Consider the following 17,265-nt stretch of genomic DNA (forward strand, 5'->3'; position numbering starts at 1 on the left):
GGCCGGCGAGGTAATTACCTGCGCGCGAATCTGGACAGGCGTAAGGGATTGACGAACCACGGGTGGCGGCCCACTCTTGTCCCGTCCACAGGACACGGTGCTCGGTTACCGCTCCCCCATGGAGACGGAACCGCGGGCAGGAGGTCGGCGATGCCCCGTACCCCTTCGATGCTTCGGCTTCTCCGCCGCGGTGCCGTCGCGGCCGTGACGCTGGCACTCGCCGTGGGCGTCTGCGCGCCCGTCGTCGGAGCGAACGCCGCGCCGTCGCCAGAGGCCGCAACCGTCGCGGACTCCCGTCAGGATGCCTACACCCAGGCGGCTCACGAGTTCGGGGTACCGGAGTCCCTCCTGCTCGCGGTGTCCTACCTCGAGACCCGCTGGGACGTCCACGCCGGACAACCCTCCCGGGCAGGCGGGTACGGGCCGATGCACCTCACCGACCTCGAGGCCGCGATGTCGGAGCCCGGTGGTGCCGCGGCCGCTGGTGAGGTCGCGGAATCCCGAGGCGATTCCTCCCGGCAGGCGCGCCCGCCCGTCACGAGTCCCGCGCTGCGCACCGTCGAGCTCGCGGCCCGGTTGACCGGCATCGACGAAGCCCGCCTACGTACAGACCCCACGGCCAACATCCGCGGCGGCGCGGCCGTGCTCGCCGAGTACCAGCGCCAGATCGGCGCTCCGAGCACCGACGACGCCGGTGAATGGTACGGCGCGACCGCTCGCTACAGCGGGGCGAGGGACCATGCCTCCGCGCGGGCCTTCGCCGACGAGGCGTACTCCGTCCTCGCCGAAGGCGCCCGGCGTACGACCGACGACGGCCAGGTGGTCGCGCTGGCGGCAGACGCCGTCCAACCGGATCGGACCTGGCTCGGAAAGCTCGGCCTGCAGAAGGCCGAGGACGGCGACGTCGAGTGCCCGCGCAGCATCGGCTGTGAGTGGATTCCCGCGCCGTACGAAGACCTCGGCGACGGCGACTACGGCAACCACGACCTCGCCGACCGGCCGAACAGCCAGCAGATCCGCTACATCGTCATCCACGACACCGAGACGACGTACGAGACGACACTCAACCTCGTCCAGGACCCGACGTACGTCAGCTGGCACTACACGTTGCGCGCGAGCGACGGGCACATCGCCCAGCACGTGAAGGCGAAGGATGCCGCCTGGCATGCCGGCAACTGGTACGTCAACGCGAAGTCGATCGGCCTCGAGCACGAGGGCTATGCGGCCCGCGGCACGTGGTACACCGAGGCGATGTACCGCACGTCGGCGAAGCTTGTTGCCTACCTGGCGAAGAAGTACGACATCCCGCTCGACCGCCAACACATCCTCGGCCACGACACCGTCCAGGGCATCACGCCGCCCTTTGTACAAGGCATGCACTGGGACCCCGGTCCGTACTGGGACTGGTCCCACTACTTCGACCTCCTCGACGCACCGTTCGAGAACTCCGGCGGTCCGACGTCAGGCGCCGTCACGATCAACCCCGACTTCGCGACGAACAACCCGGGCTTCACCGGTTGCGAGAACTCCCCCGGTCCACCGGGCGAAGGGATTCCCCCGCAGTGCGGGACATGGGGATCGTCTGCCCTCGTGCTCCGCACCGAGCCGCGTTCGGATGCTCCGCTGCTTCTCGACGTCGGCAGCAACCCGCCCGACGGGACGAGCACGATGGACGTCGCCGACATCGGCAGCCGGGCGGGTGCCGGCCAGCAGTTCGCCGTCGCCGAGACGCGCGGCGACTGGACCGCGGTCTGGTACCTCGGCCAGAAGGGCTGGTTTCACAACCCGCGCAGGTCTCCGACAGCGGTGTGGACGAAGGCGATGGTCGCCACACCCAAGGCGGGCAAGGCGTCCATCCCGGTCTACGGAAGGGCGTATCCGGAAGCCGCCGCCTATCCGCCCGACGTGCCCGTGCAGGCAATCGTGCCGCTGCAGTACGCGTTGCCAGCCGGGCAGGAGTACGTCGTCGGCATGAAGGCCGACACGGAGTACTACCGTGCCGTGACGTTCGACCCGACCAACCACAAGGTGATCCGCGGCTCGCTGGTCTATTACCAGATCCAGTTCGGTCACCGGGTGGCGTACGTGATGGCCGATGACGTCACGCTCACACCGTCCTGGCGTTGATCGCTCGCCGTCAATGATTGCTTGACAACGGGTGATCTCCGAACGAATCTTGCACCATGGCTGTCAATGACTTGGACCTCGACCAGATCATCGCCGCGATCGACACGGCGCAGGCAGCAGGCAGACCCCTCGACCGGGTGACCGCCGCGCGCGAGGTCGCGGCCCGACTGGAGGCGTTCGCGCACCATGTCGTTGCGCACTACGTCGACGAGGCGCGTCAGGCAGGCGCCTCATGGACCGACATCGGCGCCGCGCTCAGCGTGACCCGCCAGGCCGCACAGCAACGATTCGTTCCCGCCGAAGGCAGTGTCGGTGCCGCGAACCGGGCAGCCGTTCCGTACTCCTCAAGGGCCGCCACCGCGCTCGAGGCCGCCCGCGACCTGGCTCGTGAGCAGCACCAGACCGTCACCGACCTGCACCTGCTGCTCGCCCTGTTGGACAACCGGTCCGGCGGCGCGATCGTGCTGCTTCGAGGACTCGACCGTCGAGCCGCGGACGTCCGCAAGCTTGCGCGAGCCACGCTCGCCGCCGAAGGGACCAGGGCGTCGGCGAAAAGTCCCGACCTGGGGCGCGCGGCGGCACGCGCCCTCGAGGTCGCCACCCGCGAAGCTCTCCGGCTCGGTTCCGACGACGTCGGAACCGAGCACCTGCTGCTCGCCCTTGCCAGTGACGAGCAGCGACCTGCGGGCCGCGTGCTCGCCGAGGCCGGGCTCAGCTATCCCGCACTCCGCAGGGAGGCGGCGAACCAGGCACGGCTTGCCCGTGAGCGACCTGCGAAGCGGACCCGCAAGAAGCGCGTCTGACGCGCCACCGCCAGGCCAACAAGTGACATTCCTCGCCTGTCAGCACGTCGGTGGGCGTGGTGTCGCTGGTTCTGGCCGCGGTGCTCACCAATCGTCGGTGGTGAGCAGCTCACCGAGCCATCCCGGTACGCAATCGGCGTAGGTCGTGCGCTCGGTGGCGCCGGCACCCATCAGGGCACGCTGCCAGGCCAACGCGCGGCGATGCTGTGCGCAGGCTGACGAGAGGGGTCCCGAACGGGTGGGCGACCGCCGCGTCACCCCAGTCCAGGAACACATACGTAGCATCGTCGTCGGAGCGTCGCACGAAGATGTTGCCGTCGTGGAAGTCGTCGTGCTGCAGGCTCGGAGGGATTCCCGTCGCGACGAGCCGCTCGGCGCAGCGGGCGACTCGTGGGAGGAGAGTCTGAAGCCTCGCCAGGTCGTCGTACGACAGACCATCCGGTGCTCGTACGCCGTGCCCGGGCCGTTGGCCTTGAACCAGGCTGGCCCGTCAGAGGTCGGGACGCTGCAGACCGTCCCCCACGGCCGCACGCGCGGCGGCGCGAGCGGACCGGTGACCTGCAGGCCGAGCTCCTCGAGCCGTTCGGTGATCCATGCAAGGACGCGACCGCGCCACTCGGGGTCTCCCAGGCGCGACCCTGGGCACCAGCTGTGGCCATCGTCGGAGATCAGTCGAACAGGTCGTCGAGGAACGACCGCTTCCGCTTCTTTCCGTGTCCGTACGGTCCGCCGTAGCCGTGCCGGTCGTCTGAACCGTAGCGTCTGCCGTAGCCGTGGCGGTCGTCGGAGCCGTACCGGTGGTCGTCGCGGTGCTGGGTGTATCCCGACGGGCCGCGGTGCTCCGAGGGGACGGATCTTTGCTCACTGTGCCAGCGGGTCTCCGCGTCGCTGAGGCGTTCGAGCTCGCCGCGGTCGAGGAAGATGCCGCGGCAGTCGGTGCACTGGTCGATGTGGACGCCGCTGCGTTCGTACTGCCGCATGACGCCGTGACATTTCGGGCAGCTGAGTTGGGTCATGTCGGCAACCTAACCGATGGATGTGACAGAACGCGGGTACGGGCGGATGCCCGTACCCGCGTCGCTGCGCTGAGCCGCCCCGTGCTAGACGGATCCGAGGTCCATGTGCATGAGCTCCCACACGTGGCCGTCGAGGTCGCAGAAGCTGGCTCCATACATCGGACCGTCCTCGATCATCGGCTTCCACGGCTTGCCGCCGGCGGCGAGAGCGGCCGCCAGGGTGTCGTCGACCTGCTGCCGGCTCTCCGCCGACAGACAGGTGATGACCTCGGTCCGCGGGGGATCGCAGATCTCGCCGTTGATGAAGTCCTTGAAGCGCTCCTCGACCAGGAGCATGACGAAGATGTTCTGGTCGACGATCATGCAGGCGCACTTGTCGTCGGAGAACTGCGGGTTGAACTCGAAACCGAGCGTGGTGAAGAAGTCGGTCGAGGCCTTCAGGTCGGTGACCGGCAGGTTCACGAAGATCATGCGCATGGCTCTCTCCTGGTGTCAGTGTGCTGGATGACTCAGCGGAACGACGCGGGGTCCCGCAGGGCCTTGGTCGTACGAAGCCGCGCCCGCACAGGGGATTCAGCGGGCGCGGACGAGGGCGAGCAGCGCCTTGACTTCCGACCACCGTGCCCACGCGATCAGCCCGACCAGGACGCCCAGGATGGCTGGCGTGATCGAGGTGATGCCGGCGTCGAGAACGAACACGGATGTGAAGGTGGCTCCCACCATCACGCCGACCAGTCCGAGGGCAGCGAGTCCGGCGAGTCGCGGGATCAGGAGGCCGATCCCGCCGGCCAGTTCAAGGATCCCGACCAGATATCGGAACCACTGGCCGAGCCCGATGTGGTCGAACATCTCCACCGCGATCTGGTCTCCGACGAGTTTGGGCACTGCCGCGGCGGCCACGAAGAACACCCCCAGCAGGATCTGTCCTGCCCACAGGGCAATGGTGACGGCCCGGGGGCGGCTCGCCGGTGTCGGGCTCTCAGCGTGGGAAGCGGTCATGGTGGTCTACCTTTCCGATATGGACCGTGAGTGGTTGCCGGTATGGACCAGGCCGCTGGCGAAATCTCATCGGCGTAGCGATGAGTTTTCTCCGCGGCGCGGTCTGTACTCATGTGACCGGTCCGCAGAACACGTGTGGGTGAGCCACCTGGCCGGCCCGGGAGAGGGAGAGTGTTGTGACGACGACGACGGACAAACTGGACGAAGAGGACTTCCTCCGACAGGCCGACCCCTACCGCCGGGAGCTGCTGGCGCACTGTTACCGCATGCTCGGCTCGGTCCACGACGCCGAGGACCTCGTGCAGGAGACCTATCTGCGCGCGTGGCGGTCCTACCACGGTTTCGAAGGCAGGTCGTCTCTTCGCACCTGGCTGCACCGGATCGCCACCCGCGCGTGCCTGACCGCCCTGGAGAGCCGCGGCAGGCGGCCCATGCCGACCGGACTGGGGGCGCCCAGCTCCAGTCCGCGCGACTCCTTGGTCGAGCAGCCGGAGGTGCCGTGGCTCGAACCCATTCCGGACGCCATGATCGGCGCCGACCATGCCGACCCCGCCGCGATCGTCACCAACCGGGCCAGCGTCCGGCTCGCCCTCATCGCGGCTCTGCAGCACCTGCCGCCCCGGCAGCGTGCCGTACTGATCCTGCGTGATGTCCTGCAGTGGCGCGCCGCCGAGGTCGCCGAGGTGCTCGACACCACCACCACCGCCGTCAACAGCATCCTGCAACGGGCCCGGGCACAGCTCGACCAGCTGACACCGCGCGAGGACGACATCGTCGAACCCGTCGACGCCGACCAACGCGAGCTGCTCGACCGCTACGTCAGCGCGTTCGAGAACATGGACATCGCCGCGATCGTGGAGCTGTTCACCTCCGACGCGGTCTGGGAGATGCCACCCTTCGCTGGCTGGTACCAGGGCCCCGAGGACATTGGCGAGCTCATCGCGAGGCACTGCCCCTGCGACGGCCCAGGCGGCATGCGGCTCGTCCCCACCGAGGCCAACGGCCAGCCGGCGTTCGGGCTCTACCTGCGTGCCGAGGACGGCACCTACCGACCCTTCAACCTGCCGGTGCTCACCCTCGGCCCGACCGGTGTCACCCACGTCTCCTGCTTCTTCGATCTCCGGCTCTTCGCCACGTTCGGGCTCCCGGAGTCTCTACCGGCAGAGCCGCGGCCCGTGGCCGGCTGACCGGGCATATGACGATGACGGACGTCTGTGAGAGGGCGGCCGCCGCAGGGGGAATCGTTCTGCTGGAGCGGGCGATCAACTACACGCTCGGCAGCCTGCACCTGGTCGGGGCTGGCGAGTTGTCCCGGCCGACTCCCTGCGACGACTGGGACCTCGGGTCCCTGTTGGCGCACTTGGACGACTCGCTCGTCGCGCTGTTCGAGGCGGTCGACGGTGGACAGATGGCGCCCGGCAGGACCTCACCTCCTGTCGGGCGACGGGCCGGGCGCATGCACAGCGACCGTGGCCCGGCCGACTTCGTGAACGATGTCCGGGCCCGGGCCCGGGACCTGGTCGGTGCCTGCACCATCGCCGGTCGCCACGAGGTCTCGGTCGCCGGCCTGCCACTCAGCACCGGCATCGTCACCGGGGCCGGCGCGATCGAGGTCGCGGTCCACGGCTGGGACGTCGCCCGCGGTTGCGGATGGGAGCGGCCGATTCCTGCATCCCTGGCCGAGGAGATGCTCGCGCTCTCGCCGCTGTTCGTCGCGACCGCCGACCGCCAGGGGCTCTTCGCTCCGCCCGTCACCCCGCCGGAGCCCGCCAGCCCGAGTGACCGGTTGGTCGCCTTCCTCGGTCGCCAGCCCTGATCCGTCCGGCGCCTACGCCCCCGTCAGGATGGGGTTGTCCGTGGGCTCACCTCACCGGGTGAGGCAGGTGAGGACCTCGCGCAGGTCGTCGTACGTCTCGGGGAGGTCCCTGAGGTTCCCGAGCCGATGGCGCTCGAGCCGTGCGGCGCCGACGTGGCGGGCCCGGTAGAACAGTGCGCGCGTTACCGCGGCGGGTGTGCTCGTCGGCGGTCCGTAGGCCTCCCAGAACGCATCGCGCTCCGTGCCCGGGCGTCTGCCGGCCCGGTAGATCGTCCAGTCCGCCGCCGGATCACCCCACATGGCTCGGTCGCCGTCGATGACGCCGGTGATCGTGGGCCTCGACGCCGCGGGGTCGATCATCACGTTGACCGTCCAGAGATCGCCGTGCAGCAGCCGCGGCGACGTGACCTCGTCGAGGACCCCGCGTTGGTGGGCGGCCAGCGCGGCGACCTCGCGGACGTCCGCCGCGTCGAGACCCACGTCGTCGAGGTCGGCCGCGGTGTCGTCCAGGTATGCGATCACCGTCTCGCTCCAGGTGGCGTACGCCGGGCCGTGCACCGGCCCGAAGCGCGTGCCGCGTACGTCGTGGATCCGGCGCGCGATCTCGCCCATCTGTCCGAAGAACGACGCCCACTCCGTGCGAGGATAGGCGCCGAGGCCTTCCGGCGCGGGGATCCCGTCGAGCATCGTCTGGAAGACGTAGTCCCGCCCGACGATCTCGTGGGTGAAGTCGACGGCGAGGGTGCGTGGCAGCAGTGGCCCGAGCGGGGCGAGGTACGGCGTGCTGGCGTACTCGTTGCGCATGAGTTCCCGCTCGATGCGGAACTGCTTCCCTGGTTCGGGTGCCACGCGCAGAATCACCGGATGATCCGCTCCGATGTCGACGCGATAGGTGCTGTTGTAGGTCCCCCAGCCGAGTTCGACGGCCGAGGAGACCCGGACCTCACCGCCGAACGCGCGGTGGCACATCGCTCGCACCTCGGCAGCGGTCACCGTGTGTTGAAAGGCAGCCGGCGCGCGCTCGATGGGGTGGAACTCCATGCTGCTCCCTTGAGAAGCTTGCACCTTCGGACGGCCTGGAAGCACACCGACTGACCCGCTCGCCCACACCGGGTTCCGGACCAGTCAGAACAGGGTGTGGGCGATCTCCACGATCCGGTCGTCGTCATCGAGGACGGGGATGACCCGCCACTTGTCGAACGCCGTGCACGGGTGCGAGATCCCGAACGCCACCAGGTCGCCGACAGCAACCTCGGCGTCGCGCGGCAGGTCGATGAACGCGTGCTGGTCGTTGAGGGCGCTGACGACGGCCCCGACGGCGTGCCGCTCTGATCCCTCGGGGGACACGACCCGGTAGACCACCGGAAGCTCGACGTCGAACGGCAGGTCGCGTCGCCCGGCGCCCACCAGCGCCCGGCCGGGTTCCGGCCGCGAGAGGACGTACGCCCAGACCTCCAAGGCGGCGCGGAGTTCGTACGGGGAGCCGCCCGTCGGCAGCGGCGTCGACGGCCCATACAGGCCCTCGTCGTGGGTGACGTAGCCACCGCTGCGGAGCACCACCGTCGCCGGTTCGCCGACCAGCTCGCGCGCCACCACGTCGAAGTACGTGCTACCTCCCGCGGAGAGCAGGAGCTCCCCCGCCGGGTCGACCAGACCCTCGTCCCGCAGCCGGAGCCCCAGCGTCCGGATGTCGCGGCAGAACGCGGCCACCGCGTCGAGCTGTTCGGGAGTACGACCGTGGCCGACGACGCCTTCGTACCCGGTCGCGCCCGCCACGGCCAGCGTGGAGGTGTTCGCGACAGCCTGGGCCACCGCCATTGCCGCCTCCATGCTCCTGGCGCCGGTCCGGCGACCGGTGAGGCCGAGCTCCACCAGGACCGGTAGCCGCCGGGTCGCGCCGTGCCGCGTCAACTCCCGGTCAAGCAGGGCGACGCCCTCTCTCGAGTCGACGTACCCGATCACCGTCAGATCCGGATCCTCGGTCGTCGCCCGGGCGAGCCAGCTGATGCCGGCGGGGTCGACCAGTTGGTTGGCGAGCACCACCCGGCGTACGCCGAAGTCGACGTACGCACGCACCTGACCGATCGTCGCGGCCGTCATGCCCCACGCGCCTGCCTCGAGCTGGCGGGCGATGAGTTCGGGCGACATCGTGGTCTTGCCGTGCGGCGCCAGCTCGACCCGCTGGTCGGCGCACCAGGCTGCCATGGTCGCGATGTTCGAGGAGAGCGCGCTCTCCCGGATCACCATGAGCGGGAAAGTCAGCTCACCGCCACGCAGCCGGATCTTGCGGTCGACCAGTTCGGCGGCCGTCGTGGCACCGGTGCCGGTGAAGCCGGTCTCGAACGGTTCGATCGGACGCTCTCGCCACGCGTTCAGCGCCGTGCTGAGCGCCACCGGATCGTAGGCATGGGTCATGCGGTGTTGATTCATGACCTCACTTCGTTCGGTCATGCGGGTTCTCCTCGTCGTAACGCCCGGCCGGGTGTCGCCCCGGTGAGCTTTCCGTCGGTGAGGACCGGTTCGCCCGCGACCAGGACGTCGCGGACGCCGACGGCCAGTTGGCATGGGTGGTCGTACGTCGCGAGGTCGGTGACCAACGTGGGATCGACGACCACGACGTCGGCCGCCGCCCCCTCGCAGAGGGTCCCACGCCCCGCGAGCTGGAACCGCCGTGCCGGATGGCCGGCCAGGTGCCACGCCGCCTGCGCCCAGGTCCAGTCGCCCAGCTCACGGGTGTGGTGGCCGAGGAACCGCGCGAAGGCACCCCAACCGCGCGGGTGCGGATGCCCGCCGAGATAGATGGCGTCCGAGCAGCCCATGTGCCGGTCGTCGCGGATCATCGCCCGCAGGTCGGCGTCGTCGCCACCTGGGCTCGGGACGATCGCTCCCACCGCGAGGTCGCTGGCGAGCAGGACCTCACAGACGAGCTCACCGAACGAAAGTCCCGCCCGCGCGCCGGCGGCGGCGAGGGTGAGCCCTTCCGCCCACCGGTAGTCGGTGCCCGCGATGTAGCCGAAGATCGCCGGACCCAGCGCCGCCTCGGCCGCGGGGAACCACCTGGCCTCGAGCTCCGCGCGCACGGCCGGGTCCGCGAGTCGCCGCAGCGTCTCCTCGACCCCACCGGCCTGCACCTGGGGCGGGAGCGCCTTCATGGCGAGGATGGTGTTGCCGTAGAGGTGCGGGTAGGCGTCGAACGTCACGTCGACTCCGGCCGTGGCCGCCTCCTCCAGGTGGTCGAGGAGGGGTTCGGCAAGGCCGCGGTAGTGCGACACGTGGACGGGTACGCCGGTCGCCTGGCCGAGGGCTCGTGCCTCCACCATGCCGGGGGCGCGGCCGCCGTCGTAGCTGCGGAGGTGGCTGACGTAGGGGGCGTCGACCGCGGCCGCCGGCCGGCACAGCGCGGTCAGCTCGTCGAGGTCGGCGAAGACACCGGGTACGTACTCCAGGCCCGTCGAGACACCGACGGCACCCTCGTCGAGTCCCTGCTCCACGAGGCGGAGCAGGTCCGCGAGCTTCTCCCCCGCCGGGCGGTCCTCCGCACCCAGAACCTCGTGGCGGACGGTGCCGAGGGGCACGAGGTAGGCGACGTTCAGCGGCGTACGCCGGTCATAGAAGTCCAGCAGCCCGGCGACGGTGCACCCGCCCGCGAGCTCCACCGGTGGCGTGCCGTCCACGGCGGCGAAGTAGCGGGCAACGTAGTCGACCGTGCCGCTCGACGCCGGCGCGAACGAGAGCCCGTCCTGGCCGAGGACCACCGACGTCACGCCCTGGCGGAGCATGGCCTCCTGGACGTCTGCCCGGCCAAGGACGGCGTCGGCGTGGACGTGGGTGTCGACGAACCCGGGCATGAGGAACCTCGCGTGGGCGTCGATCACGCTCGCGGCACTCGCACCGGCAAGGTCGCCGATCGCAGCGACGGTGCCGTCCCGCACGCCGAGGTCGGCGGCATAGGGCGACCCGCCCGTGCCGTCGACGATCGTGCCGCCGGTCAGCAGGATGTCGTAGTCGCGCACGCGGGTTCGCTCGCTCACTCGAACACCTCACGCAGGAAGCCGGTATGGCCGGCGAGGACGCCGCCATCGACGCGGAGCACCGTGCCGGTGACCCAGGCCGCATCGGCGGAGGCGAGGAACGCGATCGCGGCCGCGATGTCCTCCGGCTCGCCGATCCGGCCGAGCGGATAGAGCGAGGTCATCCGTTCCAGGACGCTCGGGTCCTTGGCGAGTCGGCGTTCCCAGATCCTGGTGCGGACGGTCCCGGGGGCCACGAGGTTGAACCGCACTCCCCGTCGGGCGTAGCGCATCGCGAGGTTCTGTGTGAGGCTGACCAGCCCGGCCTTCGCCGCGGAGTAGGCCTCGTTGCCGAAGGCGGCAAGCGCGTTGATCGATCCGACCGAGACGACGGCACCGCCGCCCGGTGCGGCCAGCAGGTGCGGTAGGGCCGCCTGGATGCAGCGGACCGCGCCGCCCAGGGTGGGGTCGACCTGGCGTTGCCACTCTTCCTCGCCGAGATCCTCGAACGCCGTGTCCGTGGCGACACCGACGTTGTTGACGAGGACGTCCAGCCGGCCGAATCGGTCGACGGCGGCGGCGATGGCCGCCTCCACCTGGTCCGGCCGGGCGACGTCGCAGCAAAGTGCGAGGGCCCTTGATCCGTCGCCGGCCAGAGCCGAGGCGACCTTGTCGGCGGCGTCGGCCTCGATGTCGCTGACGACGACCGACGCTCCCTCGCTGGCGAGCCGCTGGGCGGTGGCCCGACCGATGCCGTGCGCCGCGCCGGTGATGAAGGCGACGCGATCCTCGAACCGACGCATCCGTCCCCTTCCACCTCGCCTGACCCGGACCTGACCACGGCGGACCTCGTCGGAGGCTAGCGGACGAATGGTCTCACTGGTCCAGGGCGTCGTCAGCGGCAGTCTGGTGGGGCACCTGATCCGGTTCGACGACACCGAGCCGACCGGCCTGGTAGTCCTCGAACGCCTGAAGGATCTCGGCCTTGGTGTTCATGACGAACGGCCCGTACCGGGCGATCGGCTCGCGGATCGGCAGTCCGCCGATGAGGAGCACCTCCCAGCCCGTACGACCGTGGTAGTCCTGACGGTGCGCCGCCCGGAGGGTCAGTGCGTCGCCTGGGCCGAAGACGGCGAGCTGCCCCTCGTCAACCGGGCGGCTCTCCGGGCCGACGGTGCCGCGACCAGCCAGGACGTACGCCAGGGCGTTGAAGTCGGCCGGCCACGACGTGGTCACCTCGGAGCCGGGCGCCAGGGTGGCGTGGACGTAGCTGATCGGCGTCCAGGTCACGCCCGGGCCCTTGTGGTCACCGAACTCGCCGGCGATCACGCGGAGTCGAAGCCACGGTGTGGGTGCCACGGCGCCCCCTTGGCCTCCCCCGGCCCGTACTCCACCGCTCCCATATGGTCGAGGAGCAGGAACGGATCCGCCAGAGACAGGTCCATACCCGGGAACGGCCGGCGTACGACGAACCCCTCGCCCTCGGTCTGGCGGTGCGCGGTGATGATCTTGCGGACCGCCCGGATCCGCGCCCCGGCCGGCGGCAGGGCCAGTCGCGGAAGGGTCAGGGTGTCAGCGGTGACAGCAGGCATGACCGGGGCTCCTTACCATCGCGTGGCCGATGCGTCCCGATGCGTACGGTGTAGCCGCCCCGGCCGGGGCGATATTCCGAACCGGTCCGTCGGTAGTCTTGCCGGACAGAATGAGTGCTGACCAGCGGCAGGACGGCGCCGCCCCACCGTCCGAGGCGACGCTCCAGTGGGTGCGGGAGGTCGTGGGACCGGGAAGCATCGTCGCGTCCGTACGCCTGATGAGCGTCGATTCGACGACCCTCCATGCCCTGGATGTGATGAGCGCGACCGGCGTCCTGCATCACCTGACGCTCCGGCGATTCCATCACCTCGACCGCCTCCGCAGCGACCCGTGGTATCTCCCTCCGAACGAAGCCACCGTTCTGGGACTTCTGGGCAGCACCGACGTCCCGGCACCTCGCCTGCTCGGCGCGGACACCGGGCCGACCATGTGCGACGTGCCCACCCTGCTGACCACCCGGCTGCCGGGCGTACCTCCCCAGAGCTCGAAGGATCCCGCGGTGCTCGCCGGCCTCGCGGAGACCCTTACCGCCATCCACCGCGTCGACCTGCCGGTCGTGAAGGCACTGCCGCCGTACCGGCCGTACTACGACCCGCAGCTGGACGGGCACCGCCGACCGCCGGTCTGGTCGCGGAATTTCCAGCTGTGGGACCGGGTGTTCGGCGTGCTGGCCAGTGGACCTCCGCCGGCGACGATGGGCTTCATCCATCGCGACTACCACCCTGGGCAGACCCTGTGGGATGGTGAGCGGCTGGTGGGCGTGGTCGACTGGACGACCGGCTGCCTCGGCCCGCGTGGCATCGACCTGGCCCGGATGCGACTGAACCTCGCCGGTCGCTACGGCGCGGAGGTGGCCGACCACTTCCTTTCGACCTACCACGCGGCCGGCGGAGTCGACGGGCACCATCCGTACTGGGACCTCCTCGACGCCGCCGACGGGATCCTCAACCTGCCCGAGCCCACGAACCCCGAGACCCGGATGAAGTACGCCCGCTTCGAAGAATGGGTCGAGCGCACCGTCGCCTACCTGTGAGTTCCGCGTACCTGTCAGCCTGTCGGTATGGATCTCTCACGCACGTTTTGCTGGCGGGGACGCACCATCGCCTGGGACTGCCTCGGTTCGGGCCCGGCGGTCGTGATGTGCCATGGAACTCCGTGGTCGTCGAAACTCTGGGCCCCCTTCGCCCACGCCCTCAGCCGGGAGTTCACGGTCTACCTCTGGGACATGCCCGGCTACGGGCAATCGTCGATGCGGCTGGAGCATGACGTTGACCTCGGAACCCAAGCCGCATTGTTGTCCGATCTTCTGCGGCACTGGGAACTCCAGGCGCCTCACCTGGTCGCTCACGACTACGGCGGCGCGGTGTCGTTGCGGGCGCACCTCGTCCATGCTGCCGCGTTGGCCTCGCTGGCTCTGGTCGATGTCGTCGCGCTGCGACCATGGGGATCGGAGTTCTTCCAGCTCGTCGCGCAGAACGCGGAGATCTTCGCCGCCCAGCCGGACGCCGTCCACCAGGGTGCGCTGGAGGCGTACATCTCCGGCGCCAGCCACCGGGGGCTGACCGCGGAGCAGCTGGACACCCTGACCTCACCCTGGTTGTCGGCCGACGGCAAGCGTGCGTTCTACGGGCAGATCGCCCAGGCTGATGAGCGCTTCACCGACGAGATCCAGGACCGCTACTCCGAGATCGACTTTCCGGTCAAGATCATCTGGGGACGCGAGGACGCCTGGATACCGGTCGACCGGGCGCGGCGACTGGCCCAGCTGATCCCAGACTCGGATCTGGAGATCATCGAGGGAGCAGGGCATCTCATCCAGTACGACGCTCCGGTGCACCTCGCTGTCGCACTGCATCGCTGGCTTGTCGACGTAAGCGGAGCATCTGATCACGCTTTGGACGGAGCCTTAGAGCGCCCGAACATCCCCTGACGTGAGCACCTGGGTCGGAAGGGCCAACGAGTGCCGTCATGGTCCCGGCAGATAGGCCGATACTGACGTCCCGGAGCGCCCAGGACTCGGGCTCGACCGCGCGGGCACCGCTCGCCGGAGCCTCGGGCTCCTCCGAGACCAGTGACTGGACAAGGATGGCGCGCCGTCCCGCGTGCCGGAACCACAGGCCGTCGATCTCCACCGCGCCTTGGACCACGTCAGGCCCGTTCCCTACGTGCGGACGCTCGGTGATCTCGAGCGGTGCGTCGACCACCTCGAAAACCCGCTCGAAGGACACCAGGGCGCTCTGGAGGTTCATGCGGGCCGACGCAAGATCCATCAATGGTGCATACGCACGTTGGGCATAGGCCGCAAGCGCTACGACCGTCCCGATCGTCAGCGGGCCGGACACCGCCAGCAGCGAGCCTGACCAGTAGACAGCCGCGACACCGAGGAACCCGACGAGTGCGACTCCGGTGCCGACGAGGAGCGCCAGCATGTTGACGCGGATGTTGTTGCGCCGAAGCGCCGCCGTCCGCGCCGCGAAGCGCGCCGACTCCCGGTCGTACCCCCCGAACAGCTTTATGAGTAGGGCACCACCCACGTTCAGGCGCTCCGCCGCGAAGGCGTTCATACCGCCGAACAGGTCCATCTGCTCGCGCACCAGCGATCGCATCCGAGGCCCGATCCGCCTCGACGCCACGAGGAACAACGGCATGAGGACCAGCGCGGCCAGCGTGACTTGCCAGCTCAGCACCACCATCGCGCCAAGCGTGAATGCGATGATGAGCACGTCCGCGGCGATCGATCCGACGCTGCCCGTGTAGAGGTGTCCGGTGAACATCTGTTGGGCGTTCAGGACATCGGTGTTGAGCCGGCTCTGCACCGCCCCGGTCTTCGCGTGCACGAAGAACGACAACGGCAGTCGCTGGAGATGGTCGAAGAGCACCTGGCGGAGGTCACGGATGATGTCTGTGCCGATGAGGGTGCCCAGGTAGCCACCAAGGAGGAGCATTCCCGCGGAGGCGAGATACGCGAGGATTGCGAGGCCGACCAGCAGGTTGACCAACGGCACGTCGCGCCGTGGGATGGCCGCGTCGAGAAGTTCCCTGAAGATCAGCGGTGGGATCATGCCCGCGGCCGCCGAGGCGGCGAGCAGGAGTGCGTACGTCCCGAGGCGCCACCGGTACGGTCGGACGAAGCGCATCACCCGCCGGAGCGTGCCCGTGGTGTCGCCTGGCCCGCCCGCCAGGTGGTAGCCGCTCGCGAGCTTGGTGAGGGACATCAGTCGGGACTGCCCTTCAGCCCTACTTCTTCTGGAAGTCGGTCAGCGCCTCGACGACCTTGTTGCGCGCAGCCTCGGCGTCGAGTCCGCGGGCGAGCAGGATCTGCTGGGCGATGGCATCGGGCTGGTCGTACATCGCGAGCAGCAGGTGCTCCGTGCCGATGTAGTTGTGGCCCAGCTTCAGAGCTTCGGCGAGTGAGGCCGCCAGGGCGCCTTTGGCCCGGGGCGTCCACGGCGGATCCATGTCGGTCGAACCCTGTCCGCGGCCGGTGCGAGCGATGATCTCCGCCTCCACGTCGTCGCGGCTGATTCCCGCGTCGAGGAGGAGCTTGCCCGCGATGCCCTCCGGCTCGGCGTAGAACGCCAGGAGCAGGTGTTCGGTGCCGATATAGGAATGACCGAGCGCCACTGCGGCCGGCCGTGTGGCGTCGACTGTCCGTCGAGCCCTGACCGTGAACCGCTCGAACGTCGGAGCGCCCTCGCCGATGAAGAGGTTCGCGCCGGCGAAGCGCTTGTGGACGGCTTGTTTGGTGACGCCGAGGACGTTGCTGATCTCGGTCCACGACCGGCCGCTGCCCCGCGCCCGGTCGACGAAGTGGCCGAGGACCGCGTCTCCTGTCTCGCTGAGTTCGGCCACCACCCCACGGGCGGCGGCGAGTTGGTCGAGCACGTCGTCGCTGGCGGCGTCCGTGCGTACGGTCTCGATGAGTTCGTGGAGGCTGGGTGCAGGCGCCATAGGGTCAACCCTAGGTTGACTCACTCCGGGCGTCAACCTTAGGTTGATGATTGAGTGATCGTGAAACGCTCCGCGCAAAGGGAAACAACCGCGAAACACAACCCGATCTTGAAAGGAGGGACAGGGCGGCGACGAACCGGCATACTTCCGCCCGTGCCAGTGACGCCCCCCCGCCGCCACTACCCGTTTCTCGACCATCCGGGCCCGCTTGCGTTCGCTCACCGTGGCGGCGCGCGCTATGCCCCCAATGTCGGTATCGAGAACTCCATGGCCGCGTTCGCCAACGCCATCGAACTCGGCTACCGGTACCTCGAGACCGACGTCCACGCGACCGCCGACGGAGTCCTCGTCGCCTTCCACGACGACACTCTCGACCGCGTCACGGACCGCGCCGGAAAGATCGCCGACCTTCCGTACGCAGAGGTGGCGAAGGCGCGGATCGGGGGCCGCGAACCCATCCCCACCCTCGAGGAGGTCCTCGGCACCTGGCCCGAGATCCGCGTCAACGTCGACGTCAAGGAGGAGAACGCGATCCGGCCCCTGGCCGAGGCGGTCGTCAAGACGGTCGCCCACGACCGGGTGTGTGTCTCGTCCTTCTCCGGTCACCGCGTCAACGCCGTACACCGCCTGCTGGGCCCCCGCGTCGTGACCGGGATGACCCCGATCGGCGTGGCACTGCTCGCTTTGCCGCTCCCGCACCCCCTCGGCCGGATGCTGATCTCGCGTGCTCCCTGCGTCCAGGTCCCGGTCGGCTACGCCGGCATCCGCCTCGTGACACCTGCCTTCGTCGAGCGCGCACACGCCCTCGGCAAGCAGGTCCACGTCTGGACGATCGACAACGCCGACCAGATGAACGCCCTCCTCGACATCGGCGTCGACGGGCTCATCACCGACCGGATCGACACCTTGCGTGAGGTTCTCACCAGTCGCGGGCAATGGGCGGGATGAGC

18 protein-coding genes and 1 pseudogene are annotated in these 17,265 nt (G+C 69.4%); 7 read left to right on the forward strand and 12 right to left on the reverse strand.

Translation table 11 applies throughout. The annotated features are described in order from the left end of the window. The first annotated feature begins 150 nt into the window (after positions 1-150). Together ABN034_RS15425 and ABN034_RS15430 are read left to right on the forward strand one after the other, a co-directional pair. Positions 151-2,127, forward strand: coding sequence for an N-acetylmuramoyl-L-alanine amidase (locus tag ABN034_RS15425; RefSeq protein ID WP_349691695.1), 1,977 nt, complete (start codon positions 151-153; stop codon positions 2,125-2,127). 56 nt (positions 2,128-2,183) lie between these two features. Then, positions 2,184-2,930 (forward strand): Clp protease N-terminal domain-containing protein, encoded by a 747-nt coding sequence (locus ABN034_RS15430; protein ID WP_349691696.1) that lies wholly within the window; start codon positions 2,184-2,186, stop codon positions 2,928-2,930. 247 nt (positions 2,931-3,177) lie between these two features. Here ABN034_RS15430 and ABN034_RS34425 read toward each other — a convergent pair. The 4 genes and pseudogenes from ABN034_RS34425 to ABN034_RS15445 form a co-directional block, all read right to left on the reverse strand. Next, positions 3,178-3,411 (reverse strand): annotated as a pseudogene (locus ABN034_RS34425) (phosphotransferase); the annotation flags it as partial. 187 nt (positions 3,412-3,598) lie between these two features. Then, positions 3,599-3,946 (reverse strand): TFIIB-type zinc ribbon-containing protein, encoded by a 348-nt coding sequence (locus ABN034_RS15435; protein ID WP_349691697.1) that lies wholly within the window; start codon positions 3,944-3,946, stop codon positions 3,599-3,601. An 84-nt stretch (positions 3,947-4,030) separates the two neighbouring features. After that, positions 4,031-4,423 (reverse strand): VOC family protein, encoded by a 393-nt coding sequence (locus tag ABN034_RS15440; protein ID WP_349691698.1) that lies wholly within the window; start codon positions 4,421-4,423, stop codon positions 4,031-4,033. A gap of 96 nt (positions 4,424-4,519) precedes the next feature. Further along, complete coding sequence (locus ABN034_RS15445) at positions 4,520-4,945, reverse strand: DoxX family protein (RefSeq protein WP_349691699.1); 426 nt, start codon at positions 4,943-4,945, stop codon at positions 4,520-4,522. 176 nt (positions 4,946-5,121) lie between these two features. On the opposite strand from ABN034_RS15445, the gene ABN034_RS15450 reads away from it, so the two are divergent. Both ABN034_RS15450 and ABN034_RS15455 read left to right on the forward strand, forming a co-directional pair. Beyond that, entirely contained in the window at positions 5,122-6,132 is a 1,011-nt protein-coding gene (locus ABN034_RS15450) for a sigma-70 family RNA polymerase sigma factor (RefSeq protein ID WP_349691700.1), read from the forward strand. 14 nt (positions 6,133-6,146) lie between these two features. Beyond that, positions 6,147-6,761: a TIGR03086 family metal-binding protein gene (locus tag ABN034_RS15455; RefSeq protein WP_349691701.1), complete on the forward strand. Its 615-nt coding sequence runs from the start codon at positions 6,147-6,149 to the stop codon at positions 6,759-6,761. A 51-nt stretch (positions 6,762-6,812) separates the two neighbouring features. On the opposite strand, the gene ABN034_RS15460 is transcribed toward ABN034_RS15455, so the two are convergent. From ABN034_RS15460 to ABN034_RS15485, 6 genes are all read right to left on the reverse strand, one after another. Further along, positions 6,813-7,802 carry a phosphotransferase family protein gene (locus tag ABN034_RS15460; RefSeq protein WP_349691702.1) on the reverse strand — a complete coding sequence of 330 codons (990 nt, stop codon included), beginning with the start codon at positions 7,800-7,802 and terminating at the stop codon, positions 6,813-6,815. 84 nt (positions 7,803-7,886) lie between these two features. Next, positions 7,887-9,212 carry a type III PLP-dependent enzyme domain-containing protein gene (locus ABN034_RS15465; RefSeq protein WP_349691703.1) on the reverse strand — a complete coding sequence of 442 codons (1,326 nt, stop codon included), beginning with the start codon at positions 9,210-9,212 and terminating at the stop codon, positions 7,887-7,889. After that, positions 9,209-10,792: an N-acyl-D-amino-acid deacylase family protein gene (locus ABN034_RS15470; RefSeq protein ID WP_349691704.1), complete on the reverse strand. Its 1,584-nt coding sequence runs from the start codon at positions 10,790-10,792 to the stop codon at positions 9,209-9,211. Before ABN034_RS15470 ends, ABN034_RS15465 begins: the two co-directional genes overlap by 4 nt. Then, positions 10,789-11,574: an SDR family NAD(P)-dependent oxidoreductase gene (locus tag ABN034_RS15475; protein WP_349691705.1), complete on the reverse strand. Its 786-nt coding sequence runs from the start codon at positions 11,572-11,574 to the stop codon at positions 10,789-10,791. Before ABN034_RS15475 ends, ABN034_RS15470 begins: the two co-directional genes overlap by 4 nt. A 73-nt stretch (positions 11,575-11,647) precedes the next feature. Next, entirely contained in the window at positions 11,648-12,130 is a 483-nt protein-coding gene (locus ABN034_RS15480) for a pirin family protein (protein ID WP_349691706.1), read from the reverse strand. After that, the gene (locus tag ABN034_RS15485; protein WP_349691707.1) at positions 12,097-12,363 is read right to left on the reverse strand and encodes a cupin domain-containing protein; all 267 of its coding nucleotides are present in this window, start codon (positions 12,361-12,363) and stop codon (positions 12,097-12,099) included. Before ABN034_RS15485 ends, ABN034_RS15480 begins: the two co-directional genes overlap by 34 nt. A gap of 110 nt (positions 12,364-12,473) precedes the next feature. Here ABN034_RS15485 and ABN034_RS15490 point away from each other — a divergent pair, with 110 nt between their 5' ends. After that, a complete protein-coding gene (locus tag ABN034_RS15490) occupies positions 12,474-13,397 on the forward strand; it encodes a phosphotransferase family protein (RefSeq protein WP_349691708.1) in 924 nt (307 codons plus the stop codon). Positions 13,398-13,424: 27 nt separating this feature from the next. Then, a complete protein-coding gene (locus ABN034_RS15495; RefSeq protein WP_349691709.1) occupies positions 13,425-14,294 on the forward strand; it encodes an alpha/beta fold hydrolase in 870 nt (289 codons plus the stop codon). On the opposite strand, the gene ABN034_RS15500 is transcribed toward ABN034_RS15495, so the two are convergent. Together ABN034_RS15500 and ABN034_RS15505 are read right to left on the reverse strand one after the other, a co-directional pair. Beyond that, positions 14,176-15,579 carry an ABC transporter ATP-binding protein gene (locus ABN034_RS15500; RefSeq protein ID WP_349691710.1) on the reverse strand — a complete coding sequence of 468 codons (1,404 nt, stop codon included), beginning with the start codon at positions 15,577-15,579 and terminating at the stop codon, positions 14,176-14,178. The genes ABN034_RS15495 and ABN034_RS15500 overlap by 119 nt on opposite strands. A gap of 22 nt (positions 15,580-15,601) precedes the next feature. Further along, on the reverse strand, positions 15,602-16,315 hold the full coding sequence (locus ABN034_RS15505) for a Clp protease N-terminal domain-containing protein (protein WP_349691711.1): 714 nt from the start codon (positions 16,313-16,315) through the stop codon (positions 15,602-15,604). 153 nt (positions 16,316-16,468) lie between these two features. Between ABN034_RS15505 and ABN034_RS15510 the strand changes: the two genes are divergently transcribed. Next, positions 16,469-17,263, forward strand: coding sequence for a glycerophosphodiester phosphodiesterase family protein (locus ABN034_RS15510; protein WP_349691712.1), 795 nt, complete (start codon positions 16,469-16,471; stop codon positions 17,261-17,263). Positions 17,264-17,265 lie beyond the last annotated feature (2 nt).

This window comes from Actinopolymorpha sp. B11F2 (assembly GCF_040195635.1).
GTDB lineage: Bacteria > Actinomycetota > Actinomycetes > Propionibacteriales > Actinopolymorphaceae > Thermasporomyces.

Coding starts and splice junctions, on each gene's coding strand:
- ABN034_RS15485 (WP_349691707.1), bottom strand. CDS start 12,363: ATGCCTGCTGTCACCGCTGACACCCTGACCCTTCCGCGACTGGCCCTG.
- ABN034_RS15475 (WP_349691705.1), bottom strand. CDS start 11,574: ATGCGTCGGTTCGAGGATCGCGTCGCCTTCATCACCGGCGCGGCGCAC.
- ABN034_RS15435 (WP_349691697.1), bottom strand. CDS start 3,946: ATGACCCAACTCAGCTGCCCGAAATGTCACGGCGTCATGCGGCAGTAC.
- ABN034_RS15465 (WP_349691703.1), bottom strand. CDS start 9,212: ATGACCGAACGAAGTGAGGTCATGAATCAACACCGCATGACCCATGCC.
- ABN034_RS15460 (WP_349691702.1), bottom strand. CDS start 7,802: ATGGAGTTCCACCCCATCGAGCGCGCGCCGGCTGCCTTTCAACACACG.
- ABN034_RS15505 (WP_349691711.1), bottom strand. CDS start 16,315: ATGGCGCCTGCACCCAGCCTCCACGAACTCATCGAGACCGTACGCACG.
- ABN034_RS15500 (WP_349691710.1), bottom strand. CDS start 15,579: ATGTCCCTCACCAAGCTCGCGAGCGGCTACCACCTGGCGGGCGGGCCA.
- ABN034_RS15445 (WP_349691699.1), bottom strand. CDS start 4,945: ATGACCGCTTCCCACGCTGAGAGCCCGACACCGGCGAGCCGCCCCCGG.
- ABN034_RS15430 (WP_349691696.1), top strand. CDS start 2,184: ATGGCTGTCAATGACTTGGACCTCGACCAGATCATCGCCGCGATCGAC.
- ABN034_RS15440 (WP_349691698.1), bottom strand. CDS start 4,423: ATGCGCATGATCTTCGTGAACCTGCCGGTCACCGACCTGAAGGCCTCG.
- ABN034_RS15425 (WP_349691695.1), top strand. CDS start 151: ATGCCCCGTACCCCTTCGATGCTTCGGCTTCTCCGCCGCGGTGCCGTC.
- ABN034_RS15495 (WP_349691709.1), top strand. CDS start 13,425: ATGGATCTCTCACGCACGTTTTGCTGGCGGGGACGCACCATCGCCTGG.
- ABN034_RS15455 (WP_349691701.1), top strand. CDS start 6,147: ATGACGGACGTCTGTGAGAGGGCGGCCGCCGCAGGGGGAATCGTTCTG.
- ABN034_RS15490 (WP_349691708.1), top strand. CDS start 12,474: ATGAGTGCTGACCAGCGGCAGGACGGCGCCGCCCCACCGTCCGAGGCG.